General features: G+C 67.7%; 13 protein-coding genes and 5 pseudogenes. 8 read left to right on the forward strand and 10 right to left on the reverse strand.

What is annotated here, in order from left to right:
- Positions 1 to 60: 60 nt before the first annotated feature.
- The 4 genes and pseudogenes from ACZ3IC_RS32005 to ACZ3IC_RS32020 form a co-directional block, all read right to left on the reverse strand.
- Positions 61 to 174: pseudogene (locus tag ACZ3IC_RS32005) on the reverse strand (DUF2326 domain-containing protein); the annotation flags it as partial.
- A gap of 445 nt (positions 175 to 619) precedes the next feature.
- Positions 620 to 886 carry an ABC-three component system middle component 6 gene (locus ACZ3IC_RS32010; RefSeq protein ID WP_467421977.1) on the reverse strand — a complete coding sequence of 89 codons (267 nt, stop codon included), beginning with the start codon at positions 884 to 886 and terminating at the stop codon, positions 620 to 622.
- A complete protein-coding gene (locus tag ACZ3IC_RS32015; RefSeq protein WP_467421978.1) occupies positions 883 to 1,254 on the reverse strand; it encodes an ABC-three component system protein in 372 nt (123 codons plus the stop codon). The genes ACZ3IC_RS32010 and ACZ3IC_RS32015 overlap by 4 nt, the downstream gene beginning before the upstream one ends.
- Positions 1,254 to 1,817, reverse strand: coding sequence for a hypothetical protein (locus ACZ3IC_RS32020; protein ID WP_467421979.1), 564 nt, complete (start codon positions 1,815 to 1,817; stop codon positions 1,254 to 1,256). Before ACZ3IC_RS32020 ends, ACZ3IC_RS32015 begins: the two co-directional genes overlap by 1 nt.
- A 546-nt stretch (positions 1,818 to 2,363) precedes the next feature.
- On the opposite strand from ACZ3IC_RS32020, the gene ACZ3IC_RS32025 reads away from it, so the two are divergent.
- From ACZ3IC_RS32025 to ACZ3IC_RS32035, 3 genes are all read left to right on the forward strand, one after another.
- The gene (locus ACZ3IC_RS32025) at positions 2,364 to 2,585 is read left to right on the forward strand and encodes a hypothetical protein (RefSeq protein ID WP_093895341.1); all 222 of its coding nucleotides are present in this window, start codon (positions 2,364 to 2,366) and stop codon (positions 2,583 to 2,585) included.
- A 290-nt stretch (positions 2,586 to 2,875) separates the two neighbouring features.
- Positions 2,876 to 3,415, forward strand: a complete 540-nt coding sequence (locus tag ACZ3IC_RS32030) for a hypothetical protein (RefSeq protein ID WP_467421988.1) — start codon at positions 2,876 to 2,878, stop codon at positions 3,413 to 3,415.
- Positions 3,416 to 3,444: 29 nt separating this feature from the next.
- Entirely contained in the window at positions 3,445 to 3,975 is a 531-nt protein-coding gene (locus ACZ3IC_RS32035) for a GNAT family N-acetyltransferase (RefSeq protein WP_467421981.1), read from the forward strand.
- 359 nt (positions 3,976 to 4,334) lie between these two features.
- Here the strand turns inward: ACZ3IC_RS32035 and ACZ3IC_RS32040 are convergent.
- Positions 4,335 to 4,663: pseudogene (locus tag ACZ3IC_RS32040) on the reverse strand (IS6 family transposase); the annotation flags it as partial.
- A gap of 725 nt (positions 4,664 to 5,388) precedes the next feature.
- On the opposite strand from ACZ3IC_RS32040, the gene ACZ3IC_RS32045 reads away from it, so the two are divergent.
- Together ACZ3IC_RS32045 and ACZ3IC_RS32050 are read left to right on the forward strand one after the other, a co-directional pair.
- Positions 5,389 to 6,426, forward strand: a complete 1,038-nt coding sequence (locus ACZ3IC_RS32045; RefSeq protein ID WP_467421982.1) for a WD40 repeat domain-containing protein — start codon at positions 5,389 to 5,391, stop codon at positions 6,424 to 6,426.
- Positions 6,427 to 6,555: 129 nt separating this feature from the next.
- Positions 6,556 to 7,818: pseudogene (locus tag ACZ3IC_RS32050) on the forward strand (IS701 family transposase).
- Positions 7,819 to 7,966: 148 nt separating this feature from the next.
- Here the strand turns inward: ACZ3IC_RS32050 and ACZ3IC_RS32055 are convergent.
- Both ACZ3IC_RS32055 and ACZ3IC_RS32060 read right to left on the reverse strand, forming a co-directional pair.
- Positions 7,967 to 8,791 (reverse strand): annotated as a pseudogene (locus tag ACZ3IC_RS32055) (IS256 family transposase); the annotation flags it as partial.
- Between the two features lie 314 nt (positions 8,792 to 9,105).
- Positions 9,106 to 9,939: an NAD(P)H-binding protein gene (locus ACZ3IC_RS32060; protein ID WP_467421983.1), complete on the reverse strand. Its 834-nt coding sequence runs from the start codon at positions 9,937 to 9,939 to the stop codon at positions 9,106 to 9,108.
- A 458-nt stretch (positions 9,940 to 10,397) separates the two neighbouring features.
- Between ACZ3IC_RS32060 and ACZ3IC_RS32065 the strand changes: the two genes are divergently transcribed.
- Positions 10,398 to 10,844 (forward strand): hypothetical protein, encoded by a 447-nt coding sequence (locus ACZ3IC_RS32065; protein ID WP_467421984.1) that lies wholly within the window; start codon positions 10,398 to 10,400, stop codon positions 10,842 to 10,844.
- 78 nt (positions 10,845 to 10,922) lie between these two features.
- On the opposite strand, the gene ACZ3IC_RS32070 is transcribed toward ACZ3IC_RS32065, so the two are convergent.
- Positions 10,923 to 11,432, reverse strand: a complete 510-nt coding sequence (locus tag ACZ3IC_RS32070) for a hypothetical protein (RefSeq protein WP_467421990.1) — start codon at positions 11,430 to 11,432, stop codon at positions 10,923 to 10,925.
- A gap of 26 nt (positions 11,433 to 11,458) precedes the next feature.
- On the opposite strand from ACZ3IC_RS32070, the gene ACZ3IC_RS32075 reads away from it, so the two are divergent.
- Together ACZ3IC_RS32075 and ACZ3IC_RS32080 are read left to right on the forward strand one after the other, a co-directional pair.
- On the forward strand, positions 11,459 to 12,013 hold the full coding sequence (locus ACZ3IC_RS32075; RefSeq protein ID WP_467421985.1) for a DUF6879 family protein: 555 nt from the start codon (positions 11,459 to 11,461) through the stop codon (positions 12,011 to 12,013).
- A gap of 8 nt (positions 12,014 to 12,021) precedes the next feature.
- A pseudogene (locus ACZ3IC_RS32080) lies at positions 12,022 to 12,240 on the forward strand (helix-turn-helix domain-containing protein); the annotation flags it as partial.
- Positions 12,241 to 12,331: 91 nt separating this feature from the next.
- On the opposite strand, the gene ACZ3IC_RS32085 reads toward ACZ3IC_RS32080, so the two are convergent.
- Together ACZ3IC_RS32085 and ACZ3IC_RS32090 are read right to left on the reverse strand one after the other, a co-directional pair.
- Positions 12,332 to 12,706, reverse strand: a complete 375-nt coding sequence (locus ACZ3IC_RS32085; RefSeq protein ID WP_467421989.1) for a VOC family protein — start codon at positions 12,704 to 12,706, stop codon at positions 12,332 to 12,334.
- Positions 12,707 to 13,078: 372 nt separating this feature from the next.
- Positions 13,079 to 13,804, reverse strand: coding sequence for a class I SAM-dependent methyltransferase (locus tag ACZ3IC_RS32090; RefSeq protein ID WP_467421987.1), 726 nt, complete (start codon positions 13,802 to 13,804; stop codon positions 13,079 to 13,081).
- Positions 13,805 to 14,053: the final 249 nt, after the last annotated feature.

A 14,053-nucleotide genomic window follows, 5' to 3' on the forward strand; every position in this document is an offset into this window, starting at 1 on the left:
GCGGGTGGCCTTGTCGAGGTCGTCACTGTTGAAGGTGGCGATGTACTGCAGCTTTTCTTCGCGGGTGACGTCGGCGGCGAGTTGGCGGTCGTCGACGCCGTCGAAGAGGCGGCTGTCGTGGATGAGGAAGTCGGGGCCGCGGCCGTGGCGGTGGGCGAGGACGGCGAGGGTCAGGTAAGCAGAAGATGACCATGCTGCTGATGCCGCGGCTGTCGTCGCTGTGGATGTGGGGGCGGATCTGGAGGCTGTTGGGGCCGGCTTCGATGGCTAGGTAGGCCTCGCGGCCCTGTCCGTAGAGGCGTTGGGCGTACTGGGAGAACAGCAGGGTTGCTTCAGCGGTCTGCTCGGCGTGTTCGTCGAGGTCGGTGGTGACGGCTTGCTGCAGCTGCAGCTGCAGCCGCTGGGCGGTGATCTGTCGTGCGCTGGCTTCCAGAGTTTGGGCGGCGTCGTAGCGGTGGCGCAGTGCTTCTAGCGTGGCTTGCTCGCGGGCCAGGGCTTGCTGCAGGGCGGTGAGCGCTTCGAGGGCGCCGCCGTCGTTGAGGATGCGCAGCACTGCGTCCGGTCGGCGACGATCAAGTTCATTCCCGCCGTAAATGCTGCGGTGTTGAACCGGTGATCCTCAGCGCTCAAGCGCCGCAGCATTGACACTCCTCGCAACTAGGACGTCCCGGCGCAGTTCCACCGCGCCCATGCTGTACAGCACGTCCAAGGCCAGCACGAACCAGCTGAACGATACCGGTGCGTGATGACCATGTTCAGCCCGCCACTTCCTCAGCCGCGCCCACGCCTGGCTGACCGACCGCGGCTCATCCAGCTGCAGCAGGACCTGCGCACCGACCGCCAGCAGGTACCTGCCCGGCGCGATGCCCTTCGTCGGAGTGATCACGCGAGCATCCCCAGTGCGGGAGGTGTCCAGTCCGCCGGCGGCGCTTCGAAGACATCGCAGCGCTCGAAGAAGTGCGCGAGGATTACCCAGGCTGCTCGTTGCATGCGAGGGGGCACGCTGCCGTTGCCCAGCACGTACATCTCCAGTTGCCACAGCATGTCCTCGGGGTCCGGCCACTTCTGCCGGACCTGCTCGTAGTACAGCCGGAACCCCTGAGCCACCTCATCATGCTCAACCGCCCGGATCGTGCTCGCGCAGAACTCATCGACCAGGTGACTGTGCCGCATCCCGCGCAGCAGATCCTCGCGTGCCTCCCTCTGCACCCGGTTGAAGTCCAGCTTCCCCGGGTCGACCTCGGGCAGCGGCATCAAAGGATCAGCTGCCTTCGCTGTTCACGGAGGTGCTTGAGCAGCGGAGCAAGGTCCTCCATACCGATGCCGTGCACGACCGGCTGGATCGGGATCTGGCAGCCCAGAACGTCCTCGGCCAGTGCGAGCTCAAGTTGCATGCACTCGTGCCACAGTCTGCGCGTGCCCATCTGCTGGAACCGCAATGGCCGATGAGCACGCTCCACCTCGGACAAGACCGTTGCGATCTCCGGATGCATGCCCCGGCGGTCGTTGTGCACAAAGACGAACGTGTCGAACTGCCCGCGCCGCTTCGTCAGCGCCTTGGCGAGATCCGAATTGATCTTTTTGATCTCTGTCGCACTTACCGTCTGGGGCGCATAACAGGCATACAGCTTGCGCTCGTGCAGCATCAGACCGTCAGAGCCCTGATCACCCAGCCGTCCGTGCGTTCGCACGTCCAGAAACTCTGGGTAGCGCGCACACATCAGATGATGGAAGAAGGTCTCCAACGTAGTTTCATTCAGCTCGGCCATCAGCTCCAAGAACTTCAGCCGTGCGTACATTCTTTGCTCGTACTGCATTCGCCCCCTGTGCTCCTCAGCAGGGTAGTGTCAAGTCATCAATCGAATACACCCTTGTGGGGCAGTTCGGTGCCGTCGGCCGGGCGATGTACGACCCGCGCCCGGGCAATGCGGCCCGCTTCGACTGGACTGGCGGCACTCCCTGACTCAGGCCGGCCTGCCGTACGGGAAGTGGTCGGAGACTCAGGCGGAGGCGTTCGTGACCGCTGCCCTGCTGGATGTCGCCTGACACCGTGCCCGACATCCTGGGCAGGCCGAAGGGCCACCCCCGCAGCGGAGCTTCCGGCACCGGGACCCGAGTCACCGCAATGGTCCTTCCACGGCGAAGACGTGGCTGTAACGTCAGCCGCGAGCCCTCGCAGGGAGGGTCATCAAGGCAGGGGGAGGACTGTGTCAGACATTTCCCGGCGAGCGCTCTTGGGCGCCACCGGCGCAGTTGCCGCATCGACACTTCTCACGACAACCGGAACAGCACAGGCCGCCGATACCGCGGGCGGCAAGGACGGGAACACACCACACAGCACCTCGAAGGAGGCCGAGGCACCCATGGCCAGTGGCAGCCAGACCCTCAAGTACGTGGCATACATCGCGAGTCCCGACATGGAGGTGCTAAACGACGCGACGTTCGGCGTCGGTGCCGACCCCGCCGACATGTGGGCGTATCTCGACGATGCCACGGCACGCCTCCAGGAGAGACATCCCTCGTATTCCTTCACCCCCCGTCTCGTCCGGTACGACCAGGTCACCACCGAGATACCGCGCCCGTAACGCACACTCCGCCGGCCCGGCCCCCAGCCGGGCCGGCCGATGCTCTGCAGGACCGCCCGCGACCGACATCGCCGAGCTGAACTGGTCGGTGGACCGATGGATGGCCTTGCTGCTCGACATCACCGTTCGCGCCGCCGACAGCACCGCCCAGGGCGTGCGGCAGGTCGCCGTCGAACTCCCCGCCGTCAACTTCCCCCCCCCACGACCCGATCGTGGCGGGCGTCGCCTGGCCGTATGTCGACCAGACCAACCCCGACGACAGCCCCCAGCGCACCGTCACGGCGCTCGCCGTGCCGAATAGCCACCTGATCACCTTGGTGGACTGCTACGACGAGGACGAGTTGATCGCCACCGGCAGCCGCGTGGCCGACGACAGCGCCAACTTCCCCGTTGGCGCCAACGTCTCCTTCGTCCAGCAGTTCGGCGAGGCCGAGGTGTTCATCCGTACCTTCGAGCGCGGCGCTGGACTGACCGAGTCCTGCGGCTCCGGAGTCTCCGCCTCCCGCGCCACCCTCTCCCGCCTCGGCCTGGTCGACCCCGACGCGCGCGTGGTGGTGCGCAACCCGGGCGGCCCTCCCGCAGCTGGCTCCAGCAGATCGGCGACGTGTGGCAGCCGGTCCTCGAAGGCAACGCCACCATCATCCTGCGGACCGAGGTCGACACCGCCGACGTCCTCGGCGACGCCCGCTCGACTTCGCCGTCGAAGCCTTCATGGACGAGACCGAAGCCTTCGGCGCCCTCTTCCAGGACAACCTCAAGACCTTCCGCGCCGCGGGCATCAATCCGGCCGTTGGCTAGCGTCAGGCGTCAGGTTTTCTGCTTCGCCCTGATCCGCCCGACACTGTCTTAAGCTTGCGCCGTGAACGACACCACATATGGCATATGGATCAGACCGGGCAACCTGGCCGACGCACCAGCCGTGCTGGACATGCTTGACTCCGCGGTGGTCTGGATGAACGATCGCGGCAACACCGAGCAGTGGGGCACGACACCGTATTCGCAGAAGCCCGGTGGAGTGGCCCGGGTCAAGCGGTACATGACCGAGAACGCCCCGTACATCGCGGAATTGGACGGAGCACCTGTCGGAGCCCTCGTCTTGGACTCTGGGCCCAGCCCTCAGATGCCGATCGCGTCGGCCGAGGAACCCGAGCGGTACGTCCGGCTACTGGTCTCCGACCGACAGCACGCCGGTCTGGGCATCGGGGCCGCGCTGCTGGCCCATGCCGCAGAAGAGACCCGGCGGGCTGGCATGGAGCTATTGCGGGTCGACTGCTGGGCGGGCGGCGGGGGCGAACTGGTCGCGTTCTATGAGCGCAACGGTTTTACTCCTACCGATCGTTTCCTGTCCGAGGCATGGCCGGGACAGGTGTTGGCCCAGCGGGTCAGCTGACGGCGCACTGGTCGACGCCCGAAGCGGTCATCAACTCCCCTCCCAGACCGATGTCCTGCCCGCCCCTGACACCCTCCTTGTCGCCCCTCGTCACCCTGAACGCCACCACGAAGTGGGCGGCCGGTCACGCCGACACCCTCGCCCTCGGCCTCATCACCGAAGACCTTGGTATGCCCGAACGCACCGTCGTCGCGCTGCCCTACATCAAGGCCGCCCAGGCCCAGCACCCCGCGCTCGCTTCCGCCATCGCCACCTTGCGGGGCGCCGGGGCCACTACCTCCTGGACGACGGCAACGGCCCCGGATTCCGCCCCACAGGCCCAAGCACGGCGACATCGAGGCCTACCCCTGGACCCTCGCGCGTTCGCGCTGCCTCGTCGGCTGATGGGATTTCTCTGCACGGTTGTTCAGGCCCTTGTGGGAACGGTGATCGACCGACTCAACTCTCTGTGGGCGACGCCGTAGGAGCGGAGCTTGTCGGTGACCAGCACCCTGGGTGTCCTGCGCTGCTTCTTCATCAGCTTGGCCATGACCCGCTGCGCGGCCTTCGCGTCCCGCTTGGACTGCAGCAGGATGTCGAGGACAGTGCCGTCCTGGTCCACGGCCCGCCACAGGTAGTGCCGCAACCCGTTGATCTTCAGGAACACCTCGTCCGGGAGCCACTTGTCGCAATATCCCGGCATCCGGTGCGCGCACCGAATGCCGGTGGTGCGCTTCACCGCGCGCACCGCGCGGTGGCGATGCGGTGCATCGTGCGCGCTGGTGCGCCCCGATGATGTGGTGCACTCGCCAGTCTGCGCAGTGCCGCACCACGATGGCGGGATCGGCGATGAGCCACCGTTGATCCTCACCGGTGGCTCCGGGGACTGGGCGGTCCTGGAGGACGCCGGAGCAGGCACCGGGGCGCACACCGTGGTCCCGTGGTCCGTGGGGAATTCACAGGAACAGACATGTGGGCCGTGGCTCGATTACCCTGTTGCCCGCTCGAACCGGCACGGGCCTCTGCGTGGCACGGGCCACAGTGTGCTGTACCGCATTCTGGAACAGGACCCCGACCTCGACGGCTGCCCCGAACCCGTCCGGACCATCGCCGCACGGTGCCTGGAAAAGGATCCGCGGCACCGGCCCATGCTCGATGAGGTCATACGCTACTGCCGCTCGGCCTCAGCGCCGGGATGTACGGGCGGCGCAGGGCATACCCTTCCATCTCCGCCAAGGGCCCGGACCGTCGTCGACCCCGCACAGGACTTCCACGACGCCGTTACCTCCCCCTGCCTCGCCCGCGACCCCTCTGGGACAGGGCGCGGGAGCCGGGCCCGGCGCCTTGGTGCGTGCACCGGCTGCAGGCAGGCGGCCCGAGACCGACAGCCCGCTCCCTCCTGCCGCCGTCACGGCGCACCTGCCCGCTGCTTTAGTGCTGAGCGGAGTCGGGGTACTCGTCCTGGTCGCCGTGCTCATCGCCGTCCTGCTTCCCGGCCAGTCGGTGGACCGTGCCACGCCATCCACGATCGAGCCGGCGGCCACGCTCACCGCTTTTCCCGAGAAGACCGCGAGCGTGGCGTTCAGCCCCGACGGCAAGACCCTCGCCATGGGCGGCAACGACGGAAAGGTGCGGCTGTGGGATGTGGACGGCCGCCGGACCCGTACCTTCCTCACCCAGCGCTCCAAGTCCAGCACCAGCGGGCCCCGGGTCGTCGCCGTCGCGTTCAGCCCCGACGGGAAACTGCTGGCCGCCGGCACCCGCGACGGCGTGCTGGGGCTGTGGGATGTGGCCAAGCGCCGGCTGGTCGCCACCATCACCAGCGACTATCGCCACGATTCATTCGACAGCGTGGCGTTCAGTCCCGACAGCCGCCTCCTCGCCACCGGGGGTGGCAATGGCGTACGGCTGTGGAACGCGGACAGCGGCAAGGATCAGGGCAGACATTTCGCCGTCATCGACGACGAAATGAATGCCCGGCAGGTGGCGTTCAGCCCTGACGGCAAGACGCTGGCCACTGCGGGCTACCGCAACGACGAGTACAGCCACACCGACGGGTACGAGGCACAACTGTGGGATGTGGCCAAGCGCACGGCACGCGAGCGCTTCGACCTTTGCGAGGACGGTTTGGCCGTGGCGTTCAGCCCATCCGGCAAGAGCCTCGCCACCGCATGCGACGACGACACCGCGCCAGTACAACTGTGGCAAGCGCCCAGCGGTCGCTCCGAAACCTCCCTCGGCGAGACGACGACCGGGAAGGTCGGAGTCGCCTACAGCCCCCGTGGTGCGACACTTGCTGTTTTCGGCGGCGAGGTGGTGCAGTTGTGGGACACGACCGAGCACGACCTGCAGGCCCAGCTGGTCGGAAACACATCGAACGTATCGAACGTGGCATTCAGCCCCGACGGCCGGCTCGTCGCAACCGCCACCTTCGACGGTGCCGTACGCCTGTGGAAGGCCCCACCTCCTTGACCGGATCGAGCAGTTCGAGGGGCAGTGGGTCTATCATGATTTAGGTGTTTTTAGGCCCTTTGGCCTAGTAGGGCTTTGTTAGGTGCCCCAAGTGATCCTTATCGGATAGGTTGTGATCTTCTTTCAGGTGTGACACCTGAGGAGATGGAAGAGGTCCGGCCGCGTCTGGAGGCCTTCGCCGCCGAGATGCTTCGCCCGCTGGCCCGGCGGGACCAGCGGGCCAAGGGCGAGCTGTACCTGCGCGGGCTGATGTTGGACGGCAAGCGCAAGTCGATGCAGCCGATGGCCGAGCGCCTGGGCGTTGACCACCAGCAGCTGCAGCAGTTCGTCTCCTCCTCGACCTGGGATTACTCCAAGGTCCGGGAACGGCTGGCCCGTTGGGCTGCGGCGCACATCTCTCCCGAGGCGTATGCCATCGACGACGTCGGCTTCCCCAAGGACGGCTACGACTCGCCGGGGGTGGCGCGGATGTACTGCGGCGCGCTGGGCAAACGCGGCAACTGCCAGATCGGGGTCAGTGTGAACCTGGTCAGCGACCGCGCCTCTTCCGCTGTCGACTGGCGCCTGTTCCTGCCGGAGAGCTGGGACGACGCCAAGCAGGGCGAAGACCTGCTGCTGGCCGAGGCCATCCGGCGCCGCCGCGCCAAGGCGGGCATCCCGGACACCGCACGGCACCGGGAGAAGTGGCGCCTGGCCCTGGACATGCTCGACGAGGTGCGCGGGGAATGGGAACTGCCCGACCTGCCGGTCGTCGCCGACGCCGGATACGGCGACGCCACCGGCTTCCGCGAGGGCCTGACCGAGCGCGGCCTGACCTACGCGGTCGCGGTCAAGGCCACCACAACCGCACATCCGGGCGACGCGACGCCCGAACGCCCGCCGTACTCCGGACAGGGCCGCCCTCCCGTGTCCGCCTACCCCCAGCCGCACACCACCCTGCGCGCCCTGGCCCTGGCCGCCGGACAACCGGCCACCCGCACCGTCACCTGGCGCCAGGGCAGCAAGGCCACCAGACACAACCCGAACGCCGACATGCGCTCGCAATTCCTGGCCCTGCGGGTCCGCCCTGCCAACCGATCCATCCGCCGGTACACCGACGGCGCGCTGCCCCAATGCTGACTGCTCGTCGAGTGGCCTCCCGACTCCGCCGAGCCGACCGACTACTGGCTCTCCACGCTGCCCACCGACACCACACTGCACGATCTGGTACGAATCGCCAAGATCCGATGGCGAGTTGAGCACGACTACCGAGAGCTCAAGGACGGTCTCGGCCTGGACCACTTCGAGGGCCGCAACTACCTCGGCTGGCACCGCCACGTCACCCTCACCGCCCTCGCCCAGGCCTTCTGCACCCTGCTCAGACTCGACCCAAAAGCCCCTGCGCCGGCCTGACCCTCTACGCGGTCCTCCGCGAACTCCAGGCCCTCCTGGCCACCTGGACCGGCGCCTGCTCCATATGCGGCCAACCCGCACCAACACCCGAACCACACCACCGCACCTAACAAAGCCCTACTAGTGGCTTTTGATTGATCCGACTGGCCTACACCCGTCCGGCGGTAAGGCGGCCGTCGAAGAGCTGGTCGAACTCGTTCAGCGCGGCCTTCCACTTGTTGTTCCAGCGCTTGCGGCCGCGGCCGGAGGGGTCGAGGGCGAGGGTGGCGAGGTAGATCCTCTTGAGGGCTGCCTGCTCGTTGGGGAAGTGTCCGCAGGCGGTGGCCGCGCGGCGGTAGCGGGCGTTGAGGGACTCGATGCTGTTGGTCGTGTAGACGACCTCGCGGATCGCATCGGGGAAGGCCAGGAACGGCACGAACTCGCTCCAGGCCCGCTGCCAGACGGTAGCGATGCTGCCGTACTTGTGGCCCCATCTGGCGTCGAACTCGTCGAGGCGCTCGCGGGCCTGGGCCTCGTTGACGGCGGTGTAGACGGGCTTGAGGTCGGCGGCGACCTCGGGCCAGTCCCGCCTCGAGGCATAGCGCAGGCTCTGCCTGATCAGGTGAACTACGCAGCGCTGCACGACAGTCTGCGGCCACTCGTTCGCGACCGCATCCGGCAGGGCGGACAGCCCGTCACAGACCAGCATGAGCACGTCCCTGACCCCGCGATTGCGCAGGTCGGTGAGGACTTGCTGCCAGAACTTGGCGCCCTCGCCTCCGTCGCCGGCCCACAGGCCGAGGATCTCGCGGTAGCCGTCGGCGGTGACCGCGATGGCGACATAGATGGGCCGGTTGGCGACCTGCCCGTCCCTGATCTTGACGTGGATGGCGTCGATGAAGACGACCGGGTAGACCGCGTCGAGGGGACGGGTGCGCCACTCGTTCATCGAGTCCAGGGCCTTGTCGGTGATCGTGGAGAGATCGCGCACCGACGGTGAACGGCAGCCCCGGCGCCGCGTTGCGACGTTGATCGATAGATGGCGGAATTGATCGATAGATGGCGGCTCGCGGTCCGACGCCCTCGAGTTGCGGTCGTGTACGGAGAAACGTGCACGCGGCGAACGGGCTGCTGCTGTTCTGATGCGGTGACGTCACAGGTGGAGGCCGGTATCCGTTCGGATGCGTGGGCCCTGGATGAGCTGGTCTCCGTGTACGAGGCCAGTGACGGCGTACGGAGCCGGCTGGTGCTGGGCAGCTCGTGGCCCAGGCGGTGGTCGGCGACGTGGCAGTTCGATGGGGACGGTGCTCAGCGGAACATATGGGCATTCTCCTCAGCCCACTGCCGGAACGGCCTGCCCGGAGAGCCGGTGACCCGTGAAACCGTGTCGCGCACTGTCAGCAGCTCGCTATTGACGTCTCCGCCCGTGACATCGAGCACCGCATCCGCGGCCTCGTCCCCGAAGACCGCGACCATTTGAGCACGAGCCTCCTGCCGGCTGATCTCGATGAAGTGCACATCCCGCCCGAGTACTGCCGCGATGGCCTCGACCTGCTGCCGGGCTGTCACCGGCTCCGGACCGGTCAGGGCATACGTCTGCCCCCGATGGCCGGGCTCGGTCAGCGCAACCCGCGCCACCGACGCGATATCCGCGGGGTGGATCGTGGGCAGCCCGGTGTCCGCATACGGCGCGCGGACCGCCGCACCGTCGCGGATCGATGCCGCCCACATCATGGCGTTTGAGGCGAACTGCGTCGGCCGCAGAATCGTCCAAGCCATGCCGCTGTCCTTGAGCAGCTGCTCGACCGCCAGGTTCTCGCCGGCGGGACCCAGGTGCGGATGGGTCTGGACGGTAATGGACGACACCAGCACCACATGCTCCACACCCGTCCGCCGGGCTGCCGCGAGGATGTCCGCGTCCGGGCCCACACGCGACACGAGGAACAGCGAGCGCACCCCGTCCAGAGCGGGCTTCAACGACTCCGGCACCGCGAAGTCACCCTCAGCGGCCTCGGCCTCCTCGGGGAACGTCGCCCGTGAGGCGTCACGCGTGAACCCTCTCAGCGGCCCCGCACCACATACGCGCAACTCCCTCAGCAGTGCACTGCCAATGTTTCCGGTGGCTCCGGTCACGAGGATCATGAGCGCGTTCTCCCGCCGCCAGGTGATCAACTTGAGGACACGCTAAAAGCTCAATCGCACTTCAGGTCAAGAAGACTCCTGACCCTGCCCACTGCCAGGCACACGTGGAAAGCCCGGCCCTTCGCGCTGGGAACCGCTCTCCATCCACCCACCGCTGCCCTTGCTGCCAGCCCGAGCGACCAGGGCTCGTCACCCGCTCGAGCCCCGCATCACGTCCCCGCTCGCCAACTATCAATCGGCAAACTTGCCAACAAGGAATCGGCACGGCGCCAAGACCTGGACTCATCAACGCTGGATTCGCCAACTACCGCTCGTGGTCACACGCGCCGCGTTGTTCCTAGACCGGGCTCGCTACGTGCGACATACCGCCCATTCCGGTGGGGAGCAATCTCCGTCCTGGCACGCTGCGCGACAGCCGGGGAAAAGTCGCTGCCGCCCACAGCTGCGAGACTGCGGGGATGACCACGCAGCGGCTGCCGTTCCCGGTCCCGGACGAACGCGCCCACCTCGTCGTCGACAGCTACGCCGACATGTACGACCTCGATGAGGACCTGGTCGTGCCCACCGGCGTACCCGAGTCCGCGGCGACCGTCCTGCGCACGGCCCGCGAGCTGCTGCGCCAGTCGTACTACTGCTACGAGTTCTCCACCGTGGCGGTCATGCACTCCCTGATCGCGGTGGAGATCGTGCTGCGCGAGCGCATCCCGGGCGCAGGCAAGAAGCCGCTGCAGAAGCTCATTGAGCAGGGGGCCGCCGACGGGATCCTGACGGCCCGGCAGGCGGAGCACCTCGACTACGGTCGGCAGATCCGCCACGGCATGGGCGCACAACAAGACCACGCACGAGGTGATGCCTCCGGCCATGGCGGTGCCGATGGTGACCACCTCGTTCGCGATCGGCACTGAGCTCTGCGCCGCTGACGCCGCGCGGCGACGCCGGGCAAGCCTTTCGCGCGAGGGGCTTGCCCGGGGCTGGCGACCCGGCTACGCCATGGCGGCGGCCACGGTCTCGAGGACGGCGCGCTGCTGCGGGTCGACGGGCACGTCGGCCTGGCGCAGCGAGCGAAGTGTGGTGCCTTCGGCGCACAGCCTGCACAGCCCGAACACCGGCATCGGGCCGGCACCGATGAGGGTGCGCGAGGTGGAGCTCTCGTAGACGGGCCGGTAGCAGCCGGGGCACAGCTGGCAGTCCTCGGGCTCATCCGCCGGCGGCGCGTCGGGGCCGAGCAGCGGGACGATCCGGTGGAGGTTCTCCCCGGCCTCCGCCCACAGCCCCATCGGCCGCTCCGCGGATACGCCGAAGACGTCTCCCCGCCCGGCAGTGAGGGCTGCGGCCACCTCGTTCAGCCCCTGGCCGTCGTCGTCGTTGCGCAGCCGCTCGAAGACGACGTCGTCGTCCGGGCCTTCGCTGGTGCGGACCCGGGCCAGCGTGCCGACGCCTTCCTCGGGGTGGTTGGGGAGCCACGAGCGGGTGATCCGCATTCCGGCCCGCATGGTGCCGATTCTGAGGGAGGCGTGCGATGCCGCTGAACGCGCAAGCGCTGAACACCGCGACGTTCGCTGGGCTGCTTGTCGACACCCACCGCACAGCGGTCCACCTGGAGATGCGCGACGTCTATGCGGTCGGCGACGGCGCCGACGACTTCGAGAGCTTCTTGCGCACCGGCGCTCCGAATCTTGATCCGGCCCGATCGTTCTGGCCGCAGTGGATGCCGCTCGTGAAGGATGCGGTCGCCCGCGGCGTGGTGATGCGCCGCGCGAGGATCGTCTCCGAGCCGGTCACCGACTACATCCGCTACGAGCACGCCATCTTCCCGCTCAACCTCCAGGCCGGAGAGGACGTGCGCTGGCTGCCCCGCCGCCACGCCTCGGACATCGCGCTGCCCGGCAACGACTTCTGGCTCCTGGACGAACGGCTCGTGCAGTTCCACCACTTCACCGGCACCGGCGACTGGGCGACGCCCGACAAGGAACGCACCAGCGACCCGGCCGCCGTCGCGCTGTGCGCCACCGCGTTCGAGACAGTGTGGGAGCGCGGCATCCCGCACCAGAAGTACACCGCCCAGGCCCGCTGAGCAGCCCCGTGCCTGCCTCTCCATCGTCCAGCGCACAAGCAGCCCGCGAGGCGCTCGCCGTACGGTTGCAGCACCTTCGCAAGGACGCCGGCCTCACCGGGAAGGAACTCCCCGCCCGGTGCGGCTGGCACCCCGCGAAGACCACCCGTATCCAGAAGGGCGACGCCCCGCCCTCCGACACCGACATCCGCACCTGGTGCGCGGCGCGCGGTGCCGACGACCAGGCGGCTGCGCCTGGCTGATCGAACCCGGGTTCGAAGTCCCCGCCTGGCGGCTGATACTGACGCCAGCTCAGTGGCAGCGGAGGGCCCGGCGGACTCAGTGGAGGCAGAGGCAGAACGGATGGCCGGCCGGGTCCGCGTAGACCCGCCAGTTGGCCTCCGTGCGGAACTGGTCCGTCCGCTCCAGCACGGTCGCGCCGAGGGTGAGCGCCCGCTTCTCCTCCCCATCGAGGTCGTCCACGGCGAAGTCCAGGTGGAGCTGTTGCGGGTGCTGCTGGCCGGGCCATTCGGGCGGCCGGTAGCTATCCACCCGCTGGCAGGCCAGCGGCGTTCCCTCGAACCCGTGCACCTCGACCCAGTCGGGATCCTCCGGGTCCGCGACCACTCGGCCGCCGAGCAGATCCGCGTAGAACTCCGCGAGTCGTACCGGATCGGCGCAGTCCAGCGCGACTGCCTGCAGCTTTCGAATCACTTCCGACACCCCTCGTTCCTCGGCCGTTTCCGCGACTCGCCCGTACGGGAGGGGTCTTACCCGCCGCCGCAGAGGGCATGCCCGGCCGTACGCCGGTCCGCCGCCGGTCCCGCCGCGTGGTGGAGTGGTGCTCGGTCACGGTGGCCCGTCCTGAGAGAAGCCTTTCGCCTGTCAACGGCGGTCCGCGTGCCCACCTCCTCGTAGCGAACCTGCCGTTCCTGCCACTTGAGCTTCGCTGACACGGACTCGCATCAACCAAGGTTCGCCGGCACACGCTCAGGGTTCAGTGGCACAGGACAGGCGGCTCTTGTCATGTGCCATCGAACCTCGAGCGTGTGCCAGCGAAGTTTGAGTGGCGTGGATCACTGGGGATCAGGGGCGTCGTGCGAGGAAGACGAACTCTCTGCCTGGCCGGTCAGGCGCATCGCGTACGTCTTGCACCATGTAGCCGTTCGCGACCAGGTCCGTCTCGACCTCTTCGCGCTCTCGGAAGCGCAGCGTCGAATCCGAGGTCAGCACCTGTCCGTCCGCTGCGAAGACGTAGGTCCAGCGGAAGGTCACCAGGGGCCAGCTCACCTCGATCAGCTGGACCCAGCTCTCAACGGAGCCGACGCCCGGGATATGCGTCACGCGGTAGGAGTTCTCGCGGGTCCACCCTTCCCAGGCGCGCCTGGCCGGATCACGGGTCTCGAAGACCAGGTGCCCGCCGGGCCGTAGTGCCTCGTAGGCTCCCCGCAGTGTCTTCTGCCAGGCTTCCGGATCAACGATGGCCTGGGCGACGTTCGCTGTCATCGTCGCGAGGTCGACCTGCAGTGGTGGGAGGGCTGTCGCGTCACCGTTGATCCAGCGCACTCGCTCACTGCCCGGTTTGGCCCGGGCGACATCGAGGGATGCCTGGGCGGGATCGATGCCGACAACGTCGACCCTGCGGTCGGCCAGGAGAAGTGCGAACACTCCTGTGCCGCAGCCAATGTCCAGAACTTGGTGCGCCCCGAACTCTTCCGCCATGCGGAGGTAGGCATCGAGATCGCTGCGGTCGGGGTCGAGCGGATCGTAGATCGCGGCGAGTCGTGGATGCCCGAAGCAGTCGTCAGTCATGCGGCCGAACATATGCGGAGCCGGCCCCGAAGAACTACCTGTACGCATCCGCGAGACTGCCCCACTGCCTCCCCTGACCACCAGCACCCAGTGCCGATCAAACTTCGGTGGCACGAACTTGCCGATGATCAACCTTCGATGGCACAGGACACACGCTTAGTGGTCGGCTCCGGAAGTCCTTCGGGGGTTGATCACGTAGCTGGCCCGTCGGAGGATTCTTCCTGGTGATCGGCGGTGTGCCGGTCGAGT

This window comes from Streptomyces sp. NPDC002958, from assembly GCF_055563255.1.

Bases quoted from the DNA above. Each gene is read 5' to 3' on its own strand.
- ACZ3IC_RS32020 (WP_467421979.1), bottom strand. From the start codon at position 1,817: ATGCAGTACGAGCAAAGAATGTACGCACGGCTGAAGTTCTTGGAGCTG.
- ACZ3IC_RS32025 (WP_093895341.1), top strand. From the start codon at position 2,364: ATGGCCAGTGGCAGCCAGACCCTCAAGTACGTGGCATACATCGCGAGT.
- ACZ3IC_RS32070 (WP_467421990.1), bottom strand. From the start codon at position 11,432: ATGCGGGCCGGAATGCGGATCACCCGCTCGTGGCTCCCCAACCACCCC.
- ACZ3IC_RS32075 (WP_467421985.1), top strand. From the start codon at position 11,459: ATGCCGCTGAACGCGCAAGCGCTGAACACCGCGACGTTCGCTGGGCTG.
- ACZ3IC_RS32060 (WP_467421983.1), bottom strand. From the start codon at position 9,939: ATGATCCTCGTGACCGGAGCCACCGGAAACATTGGCAGTGCACTGCTG.
- ACZ3IC_RS32015 (WP_467421978.1), bottom strand. From the start codon at position 1,254: ATGCCGCTGCCCGAGGTCGACCCGGGGAAGCTGGACTTCAACCGGGTG.
- ACZ3IC_RS32065 (WP_467421984.1), top strand. From the start codon at position 10,398: ATGACCACGCAGCGGCTGCCGTTCCCGGTCCCGGACGAACGCGCCCAC.
- ACZ3IC_RS32090 (WP_467421987.1), bottom strand. From the start codon at position 13,804: ATGACTGACGACTGCTTCGGGCATCCACGACTCGCCGCGATCTACGAT.